At 47.5% G+C, this 18,755-nt stretch carries 21 protein-coding genes; 4 read left to right on the top strand and 17 right to left on the bottom strand.

Going from position 1 to position 18,755, the window contains the following annotated elements; translation table 11 throughout:
- Positions 1–306: 306 nt before the first annotated feature.
- The 3 genes from KAI36_RS10810 to zwf all read right to left on the bottom strand — a co-directional run bounded on the left by KAI36_RS10810 (position 307) and on the right by zwf (position 3,588).
- Positions 307–981 (bottom strand): SOS response-associated peptidase, encoded by a 675-nt coding sequence (locus KAI36_RS10810; protein ID WP_220027704.1) that lies wholly within the window; start codon positions 979–981, stop codon positions 307–309.
- A 156-nt stretch (positions 982–1,137) separates the two neighbouring features.
- Positions 1,138–2,031, bottom strand: a complete 894-nt coding sequence (gnd, locus tag KAI36_RS10805; RefSeq protein ID WP_220027703.1) for a phosphogluconate dehydrogenase (NAD(+)-dependent, decarboxylating) — start codon at positions 2,029–2,031, stop codon at positions 1,138–1,140.
- Positions 2,032–2,085: 54 nt separating this feature from the next.
- Positions 2,086–3,588 carry a glucose-6-phosphate dehydrogenase gene (gene zwf / locus KAI36_RS10800; protein ID WP_220027702.1) on the bottom strand — a complete coding sequence of 501 codons (1,503 nt, stop codon included), beginning with the start codon at positions 3,586–3,588 and terminating at the stop codon, positions 2,086–2,088.
- A gap of 291 nt (positions 3,589–3,879) precedes the next feature.
- On the opposite strand from zwf, the gene KAI36_RS10795 reads away from it, so the two are divergent.
- Together KAI36_RS10795 and KAI36_RS10790 are read left to right on the top strand one after the other, a co-directional pair.
- Positions 3,880–4,200: a winged helix-turn-helix transcriptional regulator gene (locus KAI36_RS10795; RefSeq protein ID WP_007430161.1), complete on the top strand. Its 321-nt coding sequence runs from the start codon at positions 3,880–3,882 to the stop codon at positions 4,198–4,200.
- 142 nt (positions 4,201–4,342) lie between these two features.
- Complete coding sequence (locus KAI36_RS10790; protein ID WP_023988302.1) at positions 4,343–4,672, top strand: hypothetical protein; 330 nt, start codon at positions 4,343–4,345, stop codon at positions 4,670–4,672.
- Between the two features lie 10 nt (positions 4,673–4,682).
- Here the strand turns inward: KAI36_RS10790 and KAI36_RS10785 are convergent, their stop codons facing one another.
- The 7 genes from KAI36_RS10785 to KAI36_RS10755 form a co-directional block, all read right to left on the bottom strand.
- A complete protein-coding gene (locus KAI36_RS10785; protein ID WP_220027701.1) occupies positions 4,683–5,606 on the bottom strand; it encodes an NAD(P)/FAD-dependent oxidoreductase in 924 nt (307 codons plus the stop codon).
- 236 nt (positions 5,607–5,842) lie between these two features.
- Entirely contained in the window at positions 5,843–6,445 is a 603-nt protein-coding gene (locus tag KAI36_RS10780; protein WP_220027700.1) for a nitroreductase family protein, read from the bottom strand.
- Positions 6,446–6,551: 106 nt separating this feature from the next.
- Positions 6,552–6,830, bottom strand: a complete 279-nt coding sequence (locus tag KAI36_RS10775) for a hypothetical protein (RefSeq protein ID WP_220027699.1) — start codon at positions 6,828–6,830, stop codon at positions 6,552–6,554.
- A gap of 129 nt (positions 6,831–6,959) precedes the next feature.
- Positions 6,960–7,286, bottom strand: coding sequence for a (2Fe-2S) ferredoxin domain-containing protein (locus KAI36_RS10770; protein ID WP_025722872.1), 327 nt, complete (start codon positions 7,284–7,286; stop codon positions 6,960–6,962).
- Between the two features lie 35 nt (positions 7,287–7,321).
- Positions 7,322–7,822, bottom strand: coding sequence for a metallophosphoesterase family protein (locus KAI36_RS10765; RefSeq protein WP_025722873.1), 501 nt, complete (start codon positions 7,820–7,822; stop codon positions 7,322–7,324).
- Positions 7,823–7,846: 24 nt separating this feature from the next.
- Complete coding sequence (locus KAI36_RS10760) at positions 7,847–8,281, bottom strand: Rrf2 family transcriptional regulator (RefSeq protein WP_013310015.1); 435 nt, start codon at positions 8,279–8,281, stop codon at positions 7,847–7,849.
- 97 nt (positions 8,282–8,378) lie between these two features.
- Positions 8,379–8,756, bottom strand: a complete 378-nt coding sequence (locus tag KAI36_RS10755) for a DivIVA domain-containing protein (RefSeq protein WP_023988297.1) — start codon at positions 8,754–8,756, stop codon at positions 8,379–8,381.
- A gap of 144 nt (positions 8,757–8,900) precedes the next feature.
- Between KAI36_RS10755 and KAI36_RS10750 the strand changes: the two genes are divergently transcribed.
- Positions 8,901–9,470, top strand: coding sequence for a TraR/DksA C4-type zinc finger protein (locus KAI36_RS10750; protein ID WP_220027698.1), 570 nt, complete (start codon positions 8,901–8,903; stop codon positions 9,468–9,470).
- Positions 9,471–9,562: 92 nt separating this feature from the next.
- On the opposite strand, the gene KAI36_RS10745 is transcribed toward KAI36_RS10750, so the two are convergent.
- The 6 genes from KAI36_RS10745 to hrpB all read right to left on the bottom strand — a co-directional run bounded on the left by KAI36_RS10745 (position 9,563) and on the right by hrpB (position 16,910).
- Positions 9,563–10,567 (bottom strand): Gfo/Idh/MocA family protein, encoded by a 1,005-nt coding sequence (locus tag KAI36_RS10745; RefSeq protein ID WP_220028093.1) that lies wholly within the window; start codon positions 10,565–10,567, stop codon positions 9,563–9,565.
- Positions 10,568–10,586: 19 nt separating this feature from the next.
- Complete coding sequence (locus KAI36_RS10740) at positions 10,587–10,949, bottom strand: replication termination protein (protein ID WP_013310011.1); 363 nt, start codon at positions 10,947–10,949, stop codon at positions 10,587–10,589.
- Between the two features lie 266 nt (positions 10,950–11,215).
- Entirely contained in the window at positions 11,216–11,851 is a 636-nt protein-coding gene (locus tag KAI36_RS10735) for a CatB-related O-acetyltransferase (protein WP_220027697.1), read from the bottom strand.
- Between the two features lie 162 nt (positions 11,852–12,013).
- Positions 12,014–13,186 (bottom strand): acyltransferase, encoded by a 1,173-nt coding sequence (locus tag KAI36_RS10730; protein ID WP_220027696.1) that lies wholly within the window; start codon positions 13,184–13,186, stop codon positions 12,014–12,016.
- A gap of 270 nt (positions 13,187–13,456) precedes the next feature.
- Complete coding sequence (locus KAI36_RS10725) at positions 13,457–14,041, bottom strand: general stress protein (protein WP_220027695.1); 585 nt, start codon at positions 14,039–14,041, stop codon at positions 13,457–13,459.
- A gap of 340 nt (positions 14,042–14,381) precedes the next feature.
- Positions 14,382–16,910, bottom strand: a complete 2,529-nt coding sequence (gene hrpB, locus KAI36_RS10720; RefSeq protein ID WP_220027694.1) for an ATP-dependent helicase HrpB — start codon at positions 16,908–16,910, stop codon at positions 14,382–14,384.
- Positions 16,911–17,232: 322 nt separating this feature from the next.
- Between hrpB and gluQRS the strand changes: the two genes are divergently transcribed.
- Complete coding sequence (gene gluQRS, locus KAI36_RS10715) at positions 17,233–18,228, top strand: tRNA glutamyl-Q(34) synthetase GluQRS (RefSeq protein WP_220027693.1); 996 nt, start codon at positions 17,233–17,235, stop codon at positions 18,226–18,228.
- Positions 18,229–18,292: 64 nt separating this feature from the next.
- Here gluQRS and KAI36_RS10710 read toward each other — a convergent pair whose 3' ends face one another.
- The gene (locus KAI36_RS10710) at positions 18,293–18,667 is read right to left on the bottom strand and encodes a DnaJ family domain-containing protein (protein WP_069080479.1); all 375 of its coding nucleotides are present in this window, start codon (positions 18,665–18,667) and stop codon (positions 18,293–18,295) included.
- Between the last annotated feature and the right edge of the window lie 88 nt (positions 18,668–18,755).

Raw genomic sequence — 18,755 nt, 5'->3', positions numbered from 1 at the left:
ATTGTACCGTAAGCTTCCTTAATCTGCGAGCTTTTTAACACAGAAAAAAACGGAAGATTGCCTACGGCAATTCTCCCGCCTTCTGGAACCTGCCACTTACCGGTTTTGGACCAGACCGATGATCGTCACCATGAGCACCAGCAGCTGGATGAGTGTATCGTTACTCATTCCAATCGCCTCCATCCCATATGAGATACTCCTTCGGCCGTTTCCCCTCTCCCCGGATCATGACGCTTGTTCCCCAATACATACCTATGCAGGTGGCGGGAAGCTTATGATCAATAATGGATGAAAATCTCCATACGTTTAAGGTTTAATCCAGGACCACTGCAAATCCATTTCCTGAATACATTCACGGTTATCATGTTCATCCTTGGCCACCAGTGGGGTCACTGGATAGATACTCATGTCTCCTTGCTCATACGTGCGCAGTAGAGGCAACAGCTCATCTATGTTCTGGACAGACGGGTCCAACCATGAATCTATATGATCAGCTTCCAAAATAGCCGGCATACGGGTATCGAATTCACGTATATCCGTATTGGCATGAACTGTCATCATCGTACAGGTGCGTAAAGGCTCCTTACGACTATCCTGCCATACTTCATATAGCCCCGCGACCGCAAACATCTTCTGTTCCGGCAATACCACCCGTACAGCACACATGCGTTTACCCAATTTGCGCCAATAATAAAATCCATTGCATGGAATGATACAGCGTCGGGTTTCCGCCATCTTGCGATAACTCGGATTTACCCGAACCGTATTCAAGTCTGCATTGACACAATCCTTGCCCCAGTAGGGAATAAATCCCCAGCGAAATTCATCAAGTACCCGTTCTCCATCCTGATGCAGCACAATTGGAACATGCTGGGTGGGGCTCATGTTATAGCGTGTTTTGTAATAATACATCACCCGTTGTATACCAAAATGATCCCTTACCTCATCCAAATCAGCCGATAACGAAAACCTTTTGCACATATGCTATTCATCCTTCCGCCTTTTTCACCTATTGTGCGGATATACAAGGAAAAATATGCATATGCAGGTTTTGCAAAATTCCAATAAACGACAAAACATATAGCAATATCCCCGCAGTTGTGAAGCTACGGGGATAGATACTAGCTTATATTGTTATTACTTCTTTTCTACCGCGTGACCGCCAAATTCATTGCGCAGCGCAGCAACCACTTTCCCGTTGAACGTGTCCGCATCAAGAGACCGGTAGCGCATCAGCAGGGACAAAGCAATGACTGGAGTTGCAGCCTGAATGTCCAGTGCTTCCTCAACCGTCCATTTTCCTTCACCAGAAGAGTGCATAACCCCACGGATTTCGTCCAGGTTTGCATCTTTGGAGAATGCACGTTCAGTCAAGCCCATCAGCCAAGAGCGAATAACAGAACCGTTGTTCCACACACGCGCTACTTGTTCATAATCAAAGTCAAAGCTGCTTTTTTCCAGCACTTCAAATCCTTCACCAATGGAAGCCATCATGCCGTATTCCACACCGTTATGAACCATTTTCAGAAAATGTCCGCTTCCGGATTTACCTGCATACAGATATCCGTTTTCCACTGCTGTGTCGCGGAAAATAGGCTCAACAACCGCCCAAGCTTCCGAATCGCCACCGATCATGTAACAAGCGCCATTGCGTGCGCCTTCCATCCCGCCTGAGGTTCCAGCATCCATGAAGCTGATACCATATTCTTGAAGACGGGCATGACGAGCAATAGACTCTTTGTAATGAGAATTACCACCTTCAATAATGATGTCCCCTTTGGACAACATCGGTTGAAGCTGATCCAGCACAGAATCAACAATTTGGTGAGGAACCATAATCCACAATACTCTAGGGGATTGAGTTGCCTGTACAAGCTCTTCCAATGTAGAAGCACCTGTAGCTCCATAATCCTTCATTTCTTGGATGGCAGCTGCATTGACGTCGTAAGCGACAAGTTCATGCTTATGATCGATCAAATTTTTCCCGAGATTCAAGCCCATTTTCCCCAAACCAATTAATCCTACTTGCATAGTAAAGGCCTCCTGCCGTAGCAAATATATTTTGTATATACTTTCTTGTTGGTGTTAAGAACGAACGACTGCTTTTTCAGTGCTTTCGGACTTTTCGTCCAACCACCATGTAAAGCCTTGCTCTTCCAACAATTGATCTGAAGCTTCTGGACCGTAAGAGCCTGCTGCATACGTGTGAAGTGGAACCTCACCACGAGCAAAAGCTTCCAGTACAGGTTGAACCCACACCCATGAAAGCTCAACTTCGTTCCAATGAGCAAAAAAGGTGGAATCGCCGCGCAGCGCATCAAAGATGAGTCGTTCATAGGCTTCTGGTACATCCTTAGCCTCGGAATGATAATTCATCAGAACCGTTTCCAGTTGACCAGCGTTTAGCGGGTCTCTGCTATTCAGACGCAGCGTTACCTTTTCATCCGGGTTAACATGGATGATCAGCAAGTTCGGGTCAGTCGGTTGCCCTTGAGCGGCATAAGGATCTGTGCTGTCCTTTTTGAATTCCACAACGATACGAGTAGATTTTTCTTTCATGCGTTTGCCAGTACGAATATAGAAAGGCACACCCGACCATTGTTCGTTGTCAATCCATAGGCGAGCTGAAATGAAAGTATCATTTTGCGAATCAGGTCCGATATCCGGCTCTTCTTTATAGGAAGGAACTGCTTTTCCGTTGATCTCACCGTTGGTATATTGGCCTCTAACCACGTTGGAAGCAATATCGGAAGGATCAAGCGCACGAAGCGCGTCCATCACCTTGCTTTTTTCATCACGCACCTGGTCAGCCGTGACATGTCCCGGCTTGTTCATAGCCGTCATCATCAACACCTGCAGCATGTGATTTTGTACCATATCACGAATAGCGCCGGAGTGATCGTAGTATCCCGCTCGCTCCTCCACCCCTACAGTCTCGGAAGCGGTAATTTGCACATTGGCGATGTATTGATTGTTCCATATCCCTTGGAGCAATGGATTAGCAAATTTTAAGGCTTCCAGGTTTTGCACCATGGGCTTACCTAAGTAATGGTCAATACGATAAATCTCATCCTCAGCAAAGGTTCTGCTCAGGCGATCATTCAGCTCACGTGCTGATTCCAGATCATGTCCAAATGGTTTTTCGATAATGAGCCGTTTCCAACCCTTTGTTTCAGCTAAACCACTCTCCCGAATATTGAGGGCAATCACATCAAAAAATTCCGGTGCCACCGATAAGTAAAACATGCGGTTCCCCGGAATTCCCAATTCATTTTCACGTTGCTCAGCAAGCTGTAGCAGCTTTTTATAATCTTCCGGGTGGTTGACGTTCAATGCGCTGTAACGGAAAGCACTTAAGAACTGATCCATCTGTGCACGGTCTTCATTCACGTGTCTGGAAAAATCCTTAATGGATTGCTCTACATTACTTTGAAATTGCTCATCCGCCACTTCACGACGCCCCATCCCAATTACAGAAAAGGAAGCCGGAATTTTACCTTCTACAAACAAATTATACAAGGCAGGGTAAATTTTGCGTTTCGCCAAATCCCCTGTCGCTCCAAATAAGACAAATGTCATTGAATCCATGAAATATTCCTTCTTCCCATTATAAAGATGAGGTTATTAAAAGTTACCTGAGGAATTAACGTAACCCATAATACACCCAAAATAAGGGGCAAGTCAATCAAATTTTAGCGAAATCGTGAACATTCGATATATCCTGTAATGATAACGTTTTCTGTGGTATGATTGACGAAAGGAAAGAGAAAAAAACTGTTAAATATGTCACAGTTGATACAAAGCGTTATAGTTACTATTGGTATACAGAGTTACTTTTAGTATACTGTTTAAAACAACAATGAAATTGAGGGGATTCAGATGAGCGACGACAGGCAGCCTAAGCTTTTGTGCGGTAAGGTGGAACAGTCCTTTCAGATCATCAGCAAAAAATGGACCGCTCTCATCATTCATACTTTGATGGAACATCCCAAACGATTTAGTGAAATTCACGTCTCCATACCTGATCTTAGTAAACGCATGCTGAACGAACGCATCAAGGAACTAGAGCTTTCCGGCCTGATCCTTCGCAATGTCATCACAGAGCGGCCTGTGCGTACCGAGTATTCGCTGACACGCAAGGGTAAAGAGCTAGGTGATGCATTAAATGGTGTGGAGAGCTGGGCCGAGAGATGGCTTTAACCGCTAACAGGAGGTCGTCACACAGGGTCTCCTGTTATTGTGTTACCCCATGTGGATCATAATACAAACTATAGTACGAAAATAATGGAACAACCGCGCAGCAGCTCATGATTTCAGAATGAGCCAAGGAAGGATGAGAACGATGGCATTTGGCATTACCCGGCAGGAGCTTATGGCCTGGAAAAGAGAGGTCAGTCGTGGTGAAATTGCTTTCCTGACACATTACTGGCTGGATGATCGCTTTCCAGGCATTACAACCGTCACCAAGGTGGGATGTTCTGATTTGGACAAGCTGCGCTTATGGTGCAACCATAACGGATTGAACCCCCAATATATTCATCAGCGTCAGCCCTATCCGCATTTTGATCTTATCGGCAACAAACAGACGGAAATTTTACGTAAGTACGGCATGAGCGATCAATTAAAACGCTTCGAACTTCAACTCCCAACGAGTACACACCCATCGTTCTAAACCGCAGCTCTCAGAGCTGCGGTTCTTTTGTTCTCATACCAGTTAATACCTTGTGTATCCAAATCGCTGACATAGCTCCTTCTCCCATCGCCACAGTCGCTTGCTCGGCATGAGCTCCTAAGTCCCCGGCTACCCATACATTTTCCACATTTGTCATTTTGCTGCGAGGATGAGTCTCAATATGCTTATTATGCAGCAGATGTACACCCAGTTGCTCCGCCAGCTCTGAATGAACGTGATTGCTGCCAAAGGCTAAAAAGCCCCGCTCTGCTCGAACCACATGTCCATCAGCCAGCCGCACTCCTTCAAAACAGCCCCATTCTCCGGTTATAATCTCTGAAATGGCTGCTTCCTTATAGCCAATCCCTTTTTCCCGCAGCTTTACGATCAGCTCGTCCGGCACCTCTGAACGCTCATGATTGACATAAACAAGTTGATCGGTGCGCGCTGATAAAATCAGAGCCATGGAAGCTCCTGCTTTGCCTGCCCCCATAACGACCGTACTGCGATCCTGAACCTCATAACCGTCACAATCCGGGCACACATATACACTGTTGCCCAAGCAGGCTTGTAACCCATCCAGCTTTGGAAAACGGTCCGTTAGCCCTGTCGCCAACAGCAGCGTTTTTGACGAATACACGGATCCTCCCTCCACTTGAATGTCAAAAAGCTCATCTCTTTTGGCGGCTTTTACCGCCTTCCCTTCAACAAATTCAGTACCTAGTTTCGTGGCTTCACTACGTCCAAGCCGTCGCAGCTCTTCACCAGAAATTCCGTCAGGAAAGCCCAAAATATTATGATACTGGTGGCACAGCGTAGATCGACCATAGCCCGAATCTATCACTAGAACTCGATGACTGCTGTATCTCCCCAATTGAATCGCTGCTTGCAATCCGGCAATTCCCCCACCAACAATAATGCAATCATAGTTCATCACTTTTCCTCCTTTGAATGCGCGTTATCCTAGACATCTGCATAAAATCGCAATAACACCTATGTAAACTTCTCATCCAATTTTAAACATAATATCACCCACTAACGGATGAATTAACCCCTGTGTCCGTATATATCAAAAGCTTATATGCCTTAAAAATAGAATGACAAAGAGCACTGTAGATAACCACAGTGCTCTAATCAGGCTGAACCTGAAACGTCATTTTATCGTGAACATTATTTAAATGTTTTTACGCGTTCCTCAACAGGCTGGAATTCTTTTTCACCTGGTTGGAATGTCGGTTTACCAAATGGCATTTCAGCAATCAGTTTCCAATGCTCAGGAATGTTCCATTCGTTTTTCACTTTTTCATCAATCAATGGGTTGTAATGCTGAAGGGATGCCCCCAGTCCTTCTTGCTCCAGAGCCGTCCATACAACCAATTGCAGCATACCATTAGATTGGTTGGACCAGATCGGGAAATTGTCCGCATAGGCTTCAAATTGTTGTTGTAGACCAGCCACCACGTTATTGTCTTCAAAGAACAAGACTGTTCCGTATCCGCTGCGGAAACCGTTCATTTTCTCGGCAGTAGACTTGAATTGCTCCTCATTGCCTACAACCTCACGCAAAATATTTTCTGTAATATTCCATAGTTTGTCATGATGCTCTCCAAGCAGCACTACAGCGCGTGAAGTTTGGGAGTTGAAAGAGGTAGGTGTGTACTTAACAGCTTCCTCTACAATCTCTTGAATCCGTTGGTCAGAAATGACTTGTTCTTTGCTAATACCATAATAGGAGCGTCTGTCTTTCAGAGCTGTGAAGAAGTCTTTAGCCATTTTGTTACCTCCTGAGAAAAATTAATTACTTTTCGTAACTTAATATACATTACATATATCTTAAAGTCAAGAGATTTCTTTTTAAATATTACCAGTTAGTTGATGATTATACGCCACCATTATATTTTTTCTCACTGGAAGAGGTGTGCTTGGTTGCATCCTTGTCTCTCTCCTCCTGCCTTTCCATCTTCAAATCCTCTACGGGAATGGCGTCTACCGTCTGCTCATTCTCAAAACGGTCAAACAAGCTTTCCTGCTCTGTCGGATACTGCTCTGCATGATCTCGATTGATCGACTGTTCCTGATGTTTAGACTCCGTTGTTCCTCTCCCCGTCTGTCCTTTCTGCTCATTCTGATCGTGCAGGTTATCTTCAAATGGGGCCATTTTACTTCCCTCCCTATCGGATTGGTGTCCACAGTATACTTTTACCTTTCACATCGGGGATTAAACGCAAAAAAGAGAAAATCTCTGCAAAGATTTTCTCTACTCTGTTCTTATAAATGGTTGATTGGATTATTCCGAGCTGGATTTACCTGTACACTCATAAAAAAGATGAGGTTCCAGTTTCTCTCCCGTTACGAGCTTCTGCACCAGTTGAGTCCCCGAGTCGGGGGTCATTTGACCATACCAGTCCCCTTGAGGATATACGATCACAACCGCAGCATCATGACAACGCCCATTACAGCGAGTTCTGGTCGTGTGAATATATGCTTCAGCATTTTGTTTACGAATTTCATCCCGAATTGCCTGTGTAACTTCTTCACCCTCATGTCGCATACATGTGCCTCCATTGCAGATCAACACATGATGCTTCATCGGTTCTAATTCAAAAATGGCCATAGCTTCCCCTTTAATCAACAGTTGTTGGTTTTAAATCAATGTTTATCTGGATAAAGAACAAGCTGTGCTTCCATCTGACCAGCTTCAATCGTCAGCACGATAAATGAATATTCGTCTTCGCCGCGTTTGTCCGTCGGAGACCCCGGATTAAGGACAAGCTGACCGTCAATCGTTTTGACCACCGGAATATGCGAATGTCCATAAATCAGGCAATCCAGCGTTTCTCCCTTAAACGTATTCAATGCGATATTTTCTGTCGTTCCTCGCCAGCCGTGACCGTGAACCATACCGATCCGCTTGCCTTCAACTTCAACGATTCGCTGATAGCCTAAACGCTCCACGATGTCCATTCCATCATTGTTTCCAGCAATGCCTTGCACAGGCGCAAATTCAGCTAGACGTTCATATACGAACCAATCCGTCCAGTCTCCGGCATGGAGAATGAGGTCACTGCCTTTTAACTCCTGTACAAGCCGACTAGGCAACGTTTTGCTTCTATGCGGCATATGAGTGTCTGAAAGTACGATGATTTTCATATCAATTACTCCTTACCAGCGTCTTTACACAGATGAACTTTGTTGCCCCACGCGCTGCTGAAGTGCTTGCTCCAGATCTCGCAGCGTAACGGTCTCGAAAAACGCCTGTATTTTCTGCTCTGCCACGGTATATAAACCATCCAATAATGCGTCTATGTTCCTGCCTACCTCACAATTATGATTACTATCGGTATGGATGGCGAACAACGGACCTTCATCCTTGGTCGCCTCATAGATCATTTTCAGATTGATGTTTGAACTGGACATGCTTAGACGAAAGCCGCGTGCTCCAGGTGACGAATCTACCAAACCCGCTTGCTTGAGTCGGCTCATAATCCTTCTCACAACTACCGGATTTGTATTGATGCTGGAAGCAATAAGTGACGATGTCATTCGCTCCGGTGCCCCTTCAGCCAGAAGAAGCAGACAATGGATACTAACGGAAAAATGGGTACTCATGTTAACCACCTTTATGTGTGTGCCTCATTAAATGTTTGGTAAAATGCTTGTTTCCATCATACCACAATAGAGGCACCAACACAGTGCTTACTGCATCTTACTCCGGAAAATAGTCATTTTCAGGACGTACTCGCACTTTTAATTGGCGTACACTATATTCCAACTGCTTAACGATATCCTCCAGTTGACGACGGTCAAGTCCATTAAGGTCGGCGGCAGGCTTGGGTGCATTTTTCAAATCACGTATGGTTGCCTGCTGCTCCTGCCACTTGTCCATCAGGTCGGCTATATTCGCATAAAAGCGTTCATAATCCTTGATCACTTCATCCAGAAAGGCATCCACCTCGTCCGGATCATAGCCGCGCATTTTATTCTTAAACTGTTTCTCATGAATGGAGAGCGCGTCCAGCTGAATACCCAGTTGTTTAAATAACTGCTTTTGTTTATCCAGACGACGCTTCATATGTTCATCCATCGGTTATTCCCTCCTTAACACACTATTCTTTTTATATCACATTCTAGGCTGGGAATAAAAGTCTCTGCTGATTGCCCGGCCCTATGAACGGGTATAAAAGAGCATACGTGTCACTTATACAGATCACGAAGGGGAGAGATGATCATGAACCATTTGAACGATTCGCAGCTTGCAGAGCTGAAACATATGTTGCTGGAGCAGAAAAAGGATTTAGAAAAGCATTTTGAACAAAACGGGCAGGAAAACGCTCAATTGGGAGAAACACTGACAGATTCTACAGGTGAGCTCTCGTCCTATGATAACCACCCCGCTGATATAGGGACAGAAACCTTTGAACGGTCCCGTGATCTGGCGATTAATGATTCGTTGCAAGACGAGCTGGAGCAGGTCAATGCAGCCCTTCAACGAATGAAGGATGGGACATACGGAATATGTGTGGAGAGCGGGGAAGAAATTCCTTTTGAACGGTTGCAAGCCATTCCATATACAGCCTATACAATCGAGCACACGCCAACTCGAGAATTATCGAATGACCGTCCTGTAGAGGAACAGGTTATGACTCCGCCGCCCAAGGGTGCAGGTGAGGTTCGCCAACGGAATGCAGGACGATTTGACGATGCGGGCGCATGGGATGCGGTGGAAAAATACGGTACATCAAACTCGCCTGCAACTGCCGCCAAGCGTGATGTCACCGATTATGATGAAAATATGTAATGCTATATGCTTATGTATTCGTTCATCTAAAAAAGCAGCCTGTCCTTTGGACAGGCTGCTTTTTATGTCTTACAGGAATACGGTGATCCCGTTTATCTAATTTCTATCCGTTTCCGACTGCGAGCTGACTCAATACAAGCGTCGATCACCTTCATATTGCTCACCGCATCTTCTGGCTCATACGGCAACGGGACACCGTCAAGCACCGCTTTAGCAAAAGCATCCGCTTGCAGTTCAAAGGAATTAAAGCCTTTCAGACGTTCCTCACGCGTGACCGAACCGACGTGGACGAAAATTTGCGGTACAACAGACGTTCTTTCCCAACCGAACATTTTGGGCATCGCAATCGTACCCTTGCTACCGAGAATTTCCATGTTGGAACGATTGGCTGCCCACATGCCACAATCGAAAGTAAGGTTGACTCCACCCGGAAATTCCAGCAAACCGGAAGCCATCATATCGACGTTGTCATGCTCCGGGGAAAATAAGGCATGTACCGTCACTGCCTCCGGCTCCCGATCCAAATACATACGAGCGGCTGATATCGGATAGACGCCCACATCATATAGCGAGCCGCCGCCCATGTTTTTATTAAAGCGCACATTATCTGCCTGATCGGTATTGTTAAACGTAAACGTGCAATGAATGCCGCGAATGTCACCAATTTCCCCACTATTGATAATTTCCTTAATTCTTCGATGTTTGGGATGATAGCGATACATAAAAGCCTCTGCAAAGATCACTCCTGCATGTTGACATGCTTCAATCATGCGGCTTGTCCCGGCCGAGCTAAGAGAAGATGGTTTTTCACACAAAACGTGCTTCCCAGCCTCTGCTGCCCGAATGGTCCACTCTTCATGCAGATGGTTCGGCAACGGAATGTACACCGCTCCGATTTCGGAATCAGCCAACAGTTCATCATAGCTTCCATAACTTTTCGGAATATCGAACTCCCGGGCGGCCTCAGCTGCTTTATCCGCATTACGACTAGCAATCCCAAGCACTTCTCCGCGTTCGGATTGCTGAATCGCAGGAATTACAGCGATTTGGGCGATCTCCGCAGTGCCTAAAATTCCCCATTTCAGCTTTCTACCCATCATTCTCATCCTTTCGTGGTTAGGAATAGTTGTCTTGTTCCGCTTTATGCAGCATACCTAAGCAACGGTCCAAATCGGCTTTGACCTGCTTCTTGTACAGTCGGGCTTTCTCCTCCCCATCATCTGTAAAGTGATAGAGTACAATCTCCTGAAAATCCACGCGCGGGTCTGTTCCTTTCAATCGCTTAGTACGGTAAAAAACGCCTTCCTGTACCAGCTCATGCAGCGCCCGGTAAACCTCGCTCTGAGGCGGAACATACCCAAAGCCACTAAACTCATCCTTCATCGATTCGAGCATCTGATATCCATAACCGCGATGCCTCTCCACCATTGTGATCAGATAAATTTTGATAAAAGCCCGCTGGGATATCATAAACGCCATTTCACAGCCTCCTCCACACCTTATTCGTGCACCTTATCTTCCATTATAAACCACTCTGCGTCCATACACTATTTCCTTTGATGATATGAGAGAGTATGAGAATCCTTCATCCCTTGTGACCTGTTTTAAGATGGCGAGAGATATAGAATGAGGCGATATAGAGTAGTGTGCGAAACGCTGAGAAATGATTTTATTGTTTTTACTATTATGAATTTTTCATATGTTGAAATAATGTAATTGAAGCTAAAAAATAGAGTTACAGATTACTAAGACTGGATTAATTGTTTTAAGGCCTCCGTATCGTTACTTGTCAAAACAGGAATATATTCTGTTATTTTTTGGATGTCCCAGTCCCACCATTTCAGGGTTTGGAGCATAGCTATAGTTTCCTCATCAAACCGATAACGAATTAACTTCGCGGGATTTCCTCCTACAATGGAATATGGCAGAACATCTTTAGTCACCACGGCATTTGACGCAATGATCGCGCCATCACCAATTTGAACTCCGGGCATAATGGTAGCATTGTAACCAATCCAAACATCATTTCCAACCACAGTGTCCCCTTTGTAGCCCCCACTTAAATTGGGTAAACCAACTTCCCAATCTCCGCCAAACGCTCCAAAAGGAAAAGTGGTAAACGCATTTGTATTATGATTAGCGCCATTCATAATAAATTTGGCTTTGGCTGCAATCGCGCAAAACTTTCCAATCTTTAATTTGTCCCCTATAAAATCAAAATGATAAAGGACATTTTTCTCAAAATCCAAAGGGTTATCATCATCGTCATAATAGGTATAATCCCCGATTTCGATATATGGATTAACCACTACATTTTTTAAAAAACACAGACTTCTAATATTTTTCATCGGAAAAACGCTTCTTGTATCTGGACCACTCATTTTGCGACCCTCCCATATGGATGTTCCTTCACCTTACTGGTAAAGGAACATCCAGTCTATCAGTATGTATACTATTAAACAAATGTAGATAGAAAAGTATCCCTTGGCCTTATTTCTTGGCTTTGGGATACTCTTGTGAACATATGTGATTGGGTTATCAAATCAGGCTTGCTTTTGTAAGGCTGGCGGACCTCCAGTCGGGCGAGGACGAACCCGAAGCCCCACGATCCATTTGCCCAGAGGCAAACGTGCCAGCAGCCATGTTCCGGCAACGGAAAAGATCATACAGAGAACGAACGAAGCCAGCATACGAAGAACGTGGCTCCAGTCTGCAAACAACGTCTCGTCAAAATAATAGGTCACACGCAGCATAAAGGCATGCTGAAGATACGCTCCATAGGACAACGTTCCGATGGCCGTCAGCATACTCGCCGCACGTCCCCCCTTATGAGCAATCCACGTTGCTACCCGATAAGCTACAAAAATAGACGCGACACAATATACAGCCATGACCGGACGCAGTAGAGACAGATAGTTAAAGGAAAGAATTGTACCTCGCGGCGTCTGGAACTGACCGATCATCTCATACAGTAAGTAACCTGTAATCACGATAAACAACGGCCAGTATATCATCTGTGCTTTGGTTACCCAAGCATTCCAACGCTTGACGTTCATCCCGGCTGCCGCTCCTAACACAAAATAAAAGAAAAAGTAGATCACATTCCGGTCAGCGTACAGGGTAAACCAAGAGGTAATGACCGGGAGCTGGAGCTTATCCATCACTTGGTATACGGGTCCAACGGCGAACATGAGCAAAACATATAGCGCGCCGAATCCAGCCAATACAGCGGGTCGCCATTTTGATGGCAGTAACGCAGATAAACGACGGACAGCATAACGAAACACAGGAAATAACACATAACATTGGATAATCATTACGATGTACCACAGATGATAACTACTTTTCCCGTTCAACAGCTTCTGAAAAAAATCTAGCGGGTGAATATATCCTCCACTTTGGGTAAGCTGATTTCCCAATTCGTATAAAAGAGACCATATGATATAAGGAACGATGATGTCCATGAATCTTTTACGTAAAAATGTTCCGTACTTTAAGACCCCGTCATAATTGTAAAATAGCACCATGCCCGTGATAAACACAAACACAGGAACTGCAAATTTGGAACACAGCAGTAAAAGTGTCATCAAAACCCCGTCCTGGATGCGCGCCCCCTGCGCAACCGCATAATGTGCGACGGAATGCTGAAGAACAACGGCGGCAAAAGCCAGCCCTCTTAGCAAAGCGACTTCGGAAATTCTCTCTTTTTGACTCATGTCACTCTCCTGTTACATCTAGCAATTTATAAATCCAGGATTTTTCAAAATCCTCAAATCTATTATAACGACAATTCTGTAAAAATATATAGAAGGATAAACGTGCCAACAGCAAGCAAAGCATCATTTATCTCAGGTTTATTCTATGATTCACTAACATGTAAAAGCAGCAGTCTCCCCGAAAGGGAAGACTGCTGCTGTAGAAACAACCTATATACAAAGGAGATAGGAAAGCCTGTTAAATCACGTTCTCAACTAGCCGTTAGTTGTTTAGAGGTTCCTTCTAGTATCTGTGTACGCATCTGTCCGCGTCTCCGCCACCGTATCATCATACGTTCTGTAACGATCCGCATTCAGCGAACGGTTGGTGCGGAAAATATCATAAACATCTCTGTGATGGTCAGCTGAATCCACCAGCACTAAAATCTTGCCCTGATCGACGTATGTCTCGTATTGACGTGCATCATCTTCTGGAATACCTAGCCCAACCAGTCCACCGACTAAGCCACCTGCTCCCGCTCCGACAGCTGCTCCGGTAAGAGTAGCCGCGATAGGTCCAGCAGCGAGGATCGGTCCGATACCCGGAATAGCCAAGGCCCCGATGCCTGCCAGCAAGCCAGCAACGCCTCCCACAATACCGCCGGTAGCCGCCCCAGTCGCTACACCCTCCGGTGCTTTGGTGCCTGTCTCTTCACTAATCGTCCTTAGCTCGTCACGGTCACGGGTGATCACAGAAATTTCACTGCTTGGGATTCCTTTGCTCTGCAATTGTCCTATCGCACGAGATGCTTCCTGCTCTGTATCAAAAACACCAACAATTTTCTTTTCATTATAATCGTTTAAGTTATTAGTCATGATAGTTACCTCCCAATATTTTGGTGTTGAGTGGTTCGTCTTTCATTACCCCGCCATTATGACGTTTAAACGATTTTACGAAAATTCAAAAGTCGATACCCTTCAATTTGAACCCATTCTATAAAAGTTACATATGGAGCCACTGCTCAGTCAGATGGTGCTTCCCATCGCTGTTGTCCCCAGATTTCCTGAATGAACGTGCAAGAGTAGAAACCTGGGGACAAAGGCGACCGCTTCCGCTTGTACAGCACCATTCTGCCTACTCCGTTTTTATGTGAATTTTTTGAATTCAGCTCACTACTTCTCACACCGTTCTGTCGCATAATAAGACAGCTGCTGGTCAACGCTTTGGCTTTGCTCTGTTGGTCGCCACAGCTTCCAGTGGATCATCCGGCCAATAATGCTTGGGATATCTGCCCTTCAGGTCCTTTTTGACTTCAAAGTAAGCCTCGCTCCAGAAGCTGGACAAGTCGGAAGTCACTTGGACAGGTCGCTGGGCAGGTGACAGTAAATGCAATACAATGGGTACGCGTCCGCGTCCAATACGAGGCGTATCCCTCATACCGAACAACTCTTGTAGTCGTACGGCCAGCGCTGGTGCCTCAGGATTCGAATAATCGACAGGAATGCGGGAACCACTGGGTACGCGGATATGCGTCGGCGCTTCCTGATCAAGCTGCTGCCGCTGTTCCCAATCTAGCCTGCCAAGCAGCAATGCAGCACTGTCCAGCCGTTGCAGATCGGATACATTTTTGGCTCCTAGAGCAAAAGGCAACAGCCACGATTCCAGTGAATCCAGCAATGCCGATTCCGTGCAGTCCGGCCAGTCCTCAGGCGCCGAGAAGTGCATAAAAATCAAACGAGCCTGCAACTGGAGGGTTTGCCGATTCCATAACAGCAGCTTCAGACCTCGTTCACGGACACCCTGCATCAAGGCAGCAGCTACTTCCTCTGCCGGAGGTCGCTCATAGGACGTTTCCTTTAAGACGAGTGAGCCCAGCCGCAGTACCTTGCGGGCTCTCACTGCTGAGGCGGAGCTATCCCAGTATACGTTGGCTTGTTCTAGCAGCAATTCGCTGCAATGCTGGATCAGCTCTTGCAGTTCAACCGGTGCCGCCAACTGAATGGCGCCATCTGCTCCCTCGTCGTCCACTTCAGCGGCGACGAGATAAGACGAACGCGACATCCACTCCACTTGTCGGAGTCGCGTTCCCCGGCCGCCGCTAAGCAAAAAGCGGCCGTCCCCCCGGCCCTGCGCGATCCGATCCGGATACGCAAAGGCCAGCAGCAGCCCGCAAGCCGCGGAGCCGTCAGGCTCGTCCTGCACTGCGGCTGCTGTTGGCAGCGTGGCTAGCAGCTGCCGGCTCTCCTGCACAATACGGCGAATCACCGTATCGTCTGCTGCCCGCAGCAGGCTGTGCGTACCGCGGGCATGGGCCGCCTCGCGCAGGGCATCCAGCCGCGGGCGCAAATCCGTTCCGCCATGAGCGCGGAACGGGTCCCGCTCTTGCAGCAGCGCAGCCAGACGGCCGGCAGTCGGGGCCAGGCCAAGGGCGGCTGCGCGCAACAGCATGTGCCCGAGGCGCGGGTGCGTGCCCAGGACGGACACCTCGCGCCCATGCGCGGTGATGCCGCCTGTAGTGCCATCGGCTGCTGCATCCAGACAGCCGAGCTGGTGCAGCAAACCTGTGGCCTGGCGGTACGCGGCCTCAGGCGGGGCATCCAGCCAGGCCAGCTCGGCGGGCTCGCGCACGCCCCAGGCCGCCAGCTCCAGCGCGAGCGGGGCCAGATCCGCCGCCACGATTTCCGGGCGGCTGGCATCGGGGAGCGCCGCATGCTCCTGCGCGCTCCACAGCCGGTAGCATACGCCCGGCTGGAGGCGGCCCGCCCGTCCGCGCCGCTGGTCGGCGGAGGCCTTGGACACCTTGACGGTGGTCAAACGGCTCATGCCAGTTCGCGCGGAAAACACCGATTCCCGCGACAGTCCGCTATCGATCACCACCGTGATCCCGGCGATGGTCAAGCTGGACTCGGCAATCGAGGTGGCCAATACCACTTTTCGACTGCCCGGAGCCGACGGGCGTATTGCCTCATCCTGTTGCTCCAGCTTCATGCTGCCGTACAGCGGAATTACCTTGACGTGTGCGGGTAAATGCTTTGAAGCCAATTCTCGTTCCGTTCTATGGATTTCTCTAGCCCCTGGTAAAAACACCAACAGATCGCCTTCATGAGCATCAAGCGCCTTTTCTACCGTCTCAGCCGTAAAGGACTCTAATGAAGTTGACGAAGGTTTGGACATATGAAAGGTTTCTACTGGAAATACGGTGCCTGGACATTCCAGCAATGGCGCATCCCCTAATAGTCTGCATACAGGCTCTGCCTCCAGGGTGGCAGACATGATCAATATCTTCAAATCCGGTCGCAGCAGCGCCTGGCTTTGCAGGGCAAGTGCCAATCCCAAGTCTGCATGCAGGCTGCGTTCATGAAACTCATCAAAAATAATCAGGCCGACTCCCTCCAACGCCTGGTCATGTTGTAGCATCCGGGTCAGTACGCCCTCCGTAACCACTTCAATCCGCGTGTTTGGCCCTACTTTTGTATCCATACGAACCCGATAACCCACGGTCTTCCCGGTGGGCTCTCCCAGCGCTTTCGCCATTTGCGCTGCTGCTGCACGTGCTGCCAAACGCCTCGGCTCCAGCATAATCATCTTTTGCCCTGCCAGCCACGGCTCATGCAGCAGCTCCAGCGGTGTTACCGTCGTTTTCCCCGCTCCCGGCTGGGCAATCAGTACCGCCGCCGAATGGGATTGCAGTATATGTTTAAGCTCGGGGATCACTTGCATAATAGGCAGTTGTTTATCTGTCAATGAAATCTCTCCAATGATACGCTTGATGCGTAGAATCTAAGTTTTAATTTCTTATTATTGTGAATTTTTCATTACCTGTAATTATCGAGCACTGAATAGAAAAAGTTAAGCTACCCCTCTGGGACTTCTCTTCGGTCTGTCGTGCATAATCCTTCTAAATCTATTATACAGATATTTAAATTTCCCGTCTGGCCATCGCGGCTATGTAAGTTTCCTGTGTTAGCTCCTATACCTGTCGGGATGCACTCGCGGCAAGTTCGTTTTATAATATGGTTGATATGGATTGCTGAAGGACGGAACATAGAATCGAGGTCACTTTCGTATGGAATTACAAGCCCAACCCATCAGAGGGCGATTTGCCCCAACACCATCGGGATGGATACACTTAGGAAACGCTCGTACTGCCTTATTATCCTGGCTGCACGTTCGTTCCCTGGGCGGAACCTATATTTTGCGCATGGAAGATATTGATATGACGCGAGCTCGCAGCCAGTTGGCGCAAGGGATTATGGAAGATTTGCGCTGGATCGGGCTGAATTGGGACGAAGGACCCGACGTAGGCGGTCCATACGGTCCCTATACTCAAAGCCAGCGGCTGGAACGCTTCCAATCTGCATTGGAGATACTACAGGAGCAAGATTTACTGTATCCTTGTTTTTGCAGTCGGGCCGACATTCTGGCTGCCGCTCATGCTCCACATGGACTGTCTGGTGAAGGGCCTGCGTATTCGGGGGCATGTCGTAACCTTAGCTCTCAAGATGTCGTAGCCAAAGCACAACATAAACTCCCTTCACTTCGCTTTAAAGTACCGCAAAATCCAGATGCCGTTATTTCGTTTCATGATCAGGTAGCAGGTCATGTGGCCTTTGGTGCGGCAGATGGGGGCGATTTTATCGTCAAACGGGCGGACGGCATGTTTTCCTATCAGCTTGCCGTCGTTGTCGATGATGCGGATATGCATATGACCGACGTACTACGCGGGTATGATCTTCTCGATTCAACGCCCCGTCAGCTATTACTGTACCAAGCTTTGGGGTTGCAGCCGCCACGTTTCGCACACGTTCCCCTTGTCCTGGGCCCTGATGGACGAAGGCTTGCCAAACGACATGGTGGCGTAGCACTCCGAGCTATGCGCCGACAAGGTGTCACACCGGAAGCAGTCATTGGCTGGCTCGCCTATTTTTCCGGGCTGCTGGATTCACCTGAGCCTGTGAAGGCTGTGGATTTAATCGATGACTTTCATTTGGACAAACTGCCCAAAGAGCCCGTCATCCTGACGAAGCAATGCCTCACGAGATTATCTGCACTGCAACGGTAATGAGGTAAAGCACGGAAATCAAAGTGTACGGGCAAGGGTATTCCGCCCTTTGCTCCTCTCGCTTCTATTCCTCCAGTCGCTTACGCATAGCGGACTCATATTCATAAAATACAGACGACGTATTCAGCCCTCTTTCCTCCAGCAGCATACGGAGACGAAGTGATTTTTCAGTCAGCCTGCGACTGATCCGTTGTTGCTCTCCTGCCTCATGACAAGCGTGAAGCAAATCACGTAGCTGGACACATTCCTTTTGTAACTGAAGCTCTTCCGGTAAAATGCCTGCATTCTTCAACAGCTTGTACGACATCCGCAGCTCCTCTGGAACATGTGACAAATCCTCGATCACCAATGGCTTTCCCGCTCCAGGTAAATGATCAAACTCACCTTTGGCCATCGCCTCGGCAATCTTCTGCTCTGCCATTCTGGAGAACATCCCCATCGCCCCTTTCCACTCCTTGTATTAAACATCCTATGTACAATCTATATTAAAGAAACCTGGAGTCCTTTGCCACTGTAGCTTATATATC

Origin of the sequence: Paenibacillus sp. S02, assembly GCF_019454065.1 — a bacterium.
Classification (GTDB): domain Bacteria; phylum Bacillota; class Bacilli; order Paenibacillales; family Paenibacillaceae; genus Paenibacillus; species Paenibacillus polymyxa_B.
Note: the sequence above shows the minus strand (reverse complement) of the source record. Positions and strands in the feature narration are given on the sequence as shown.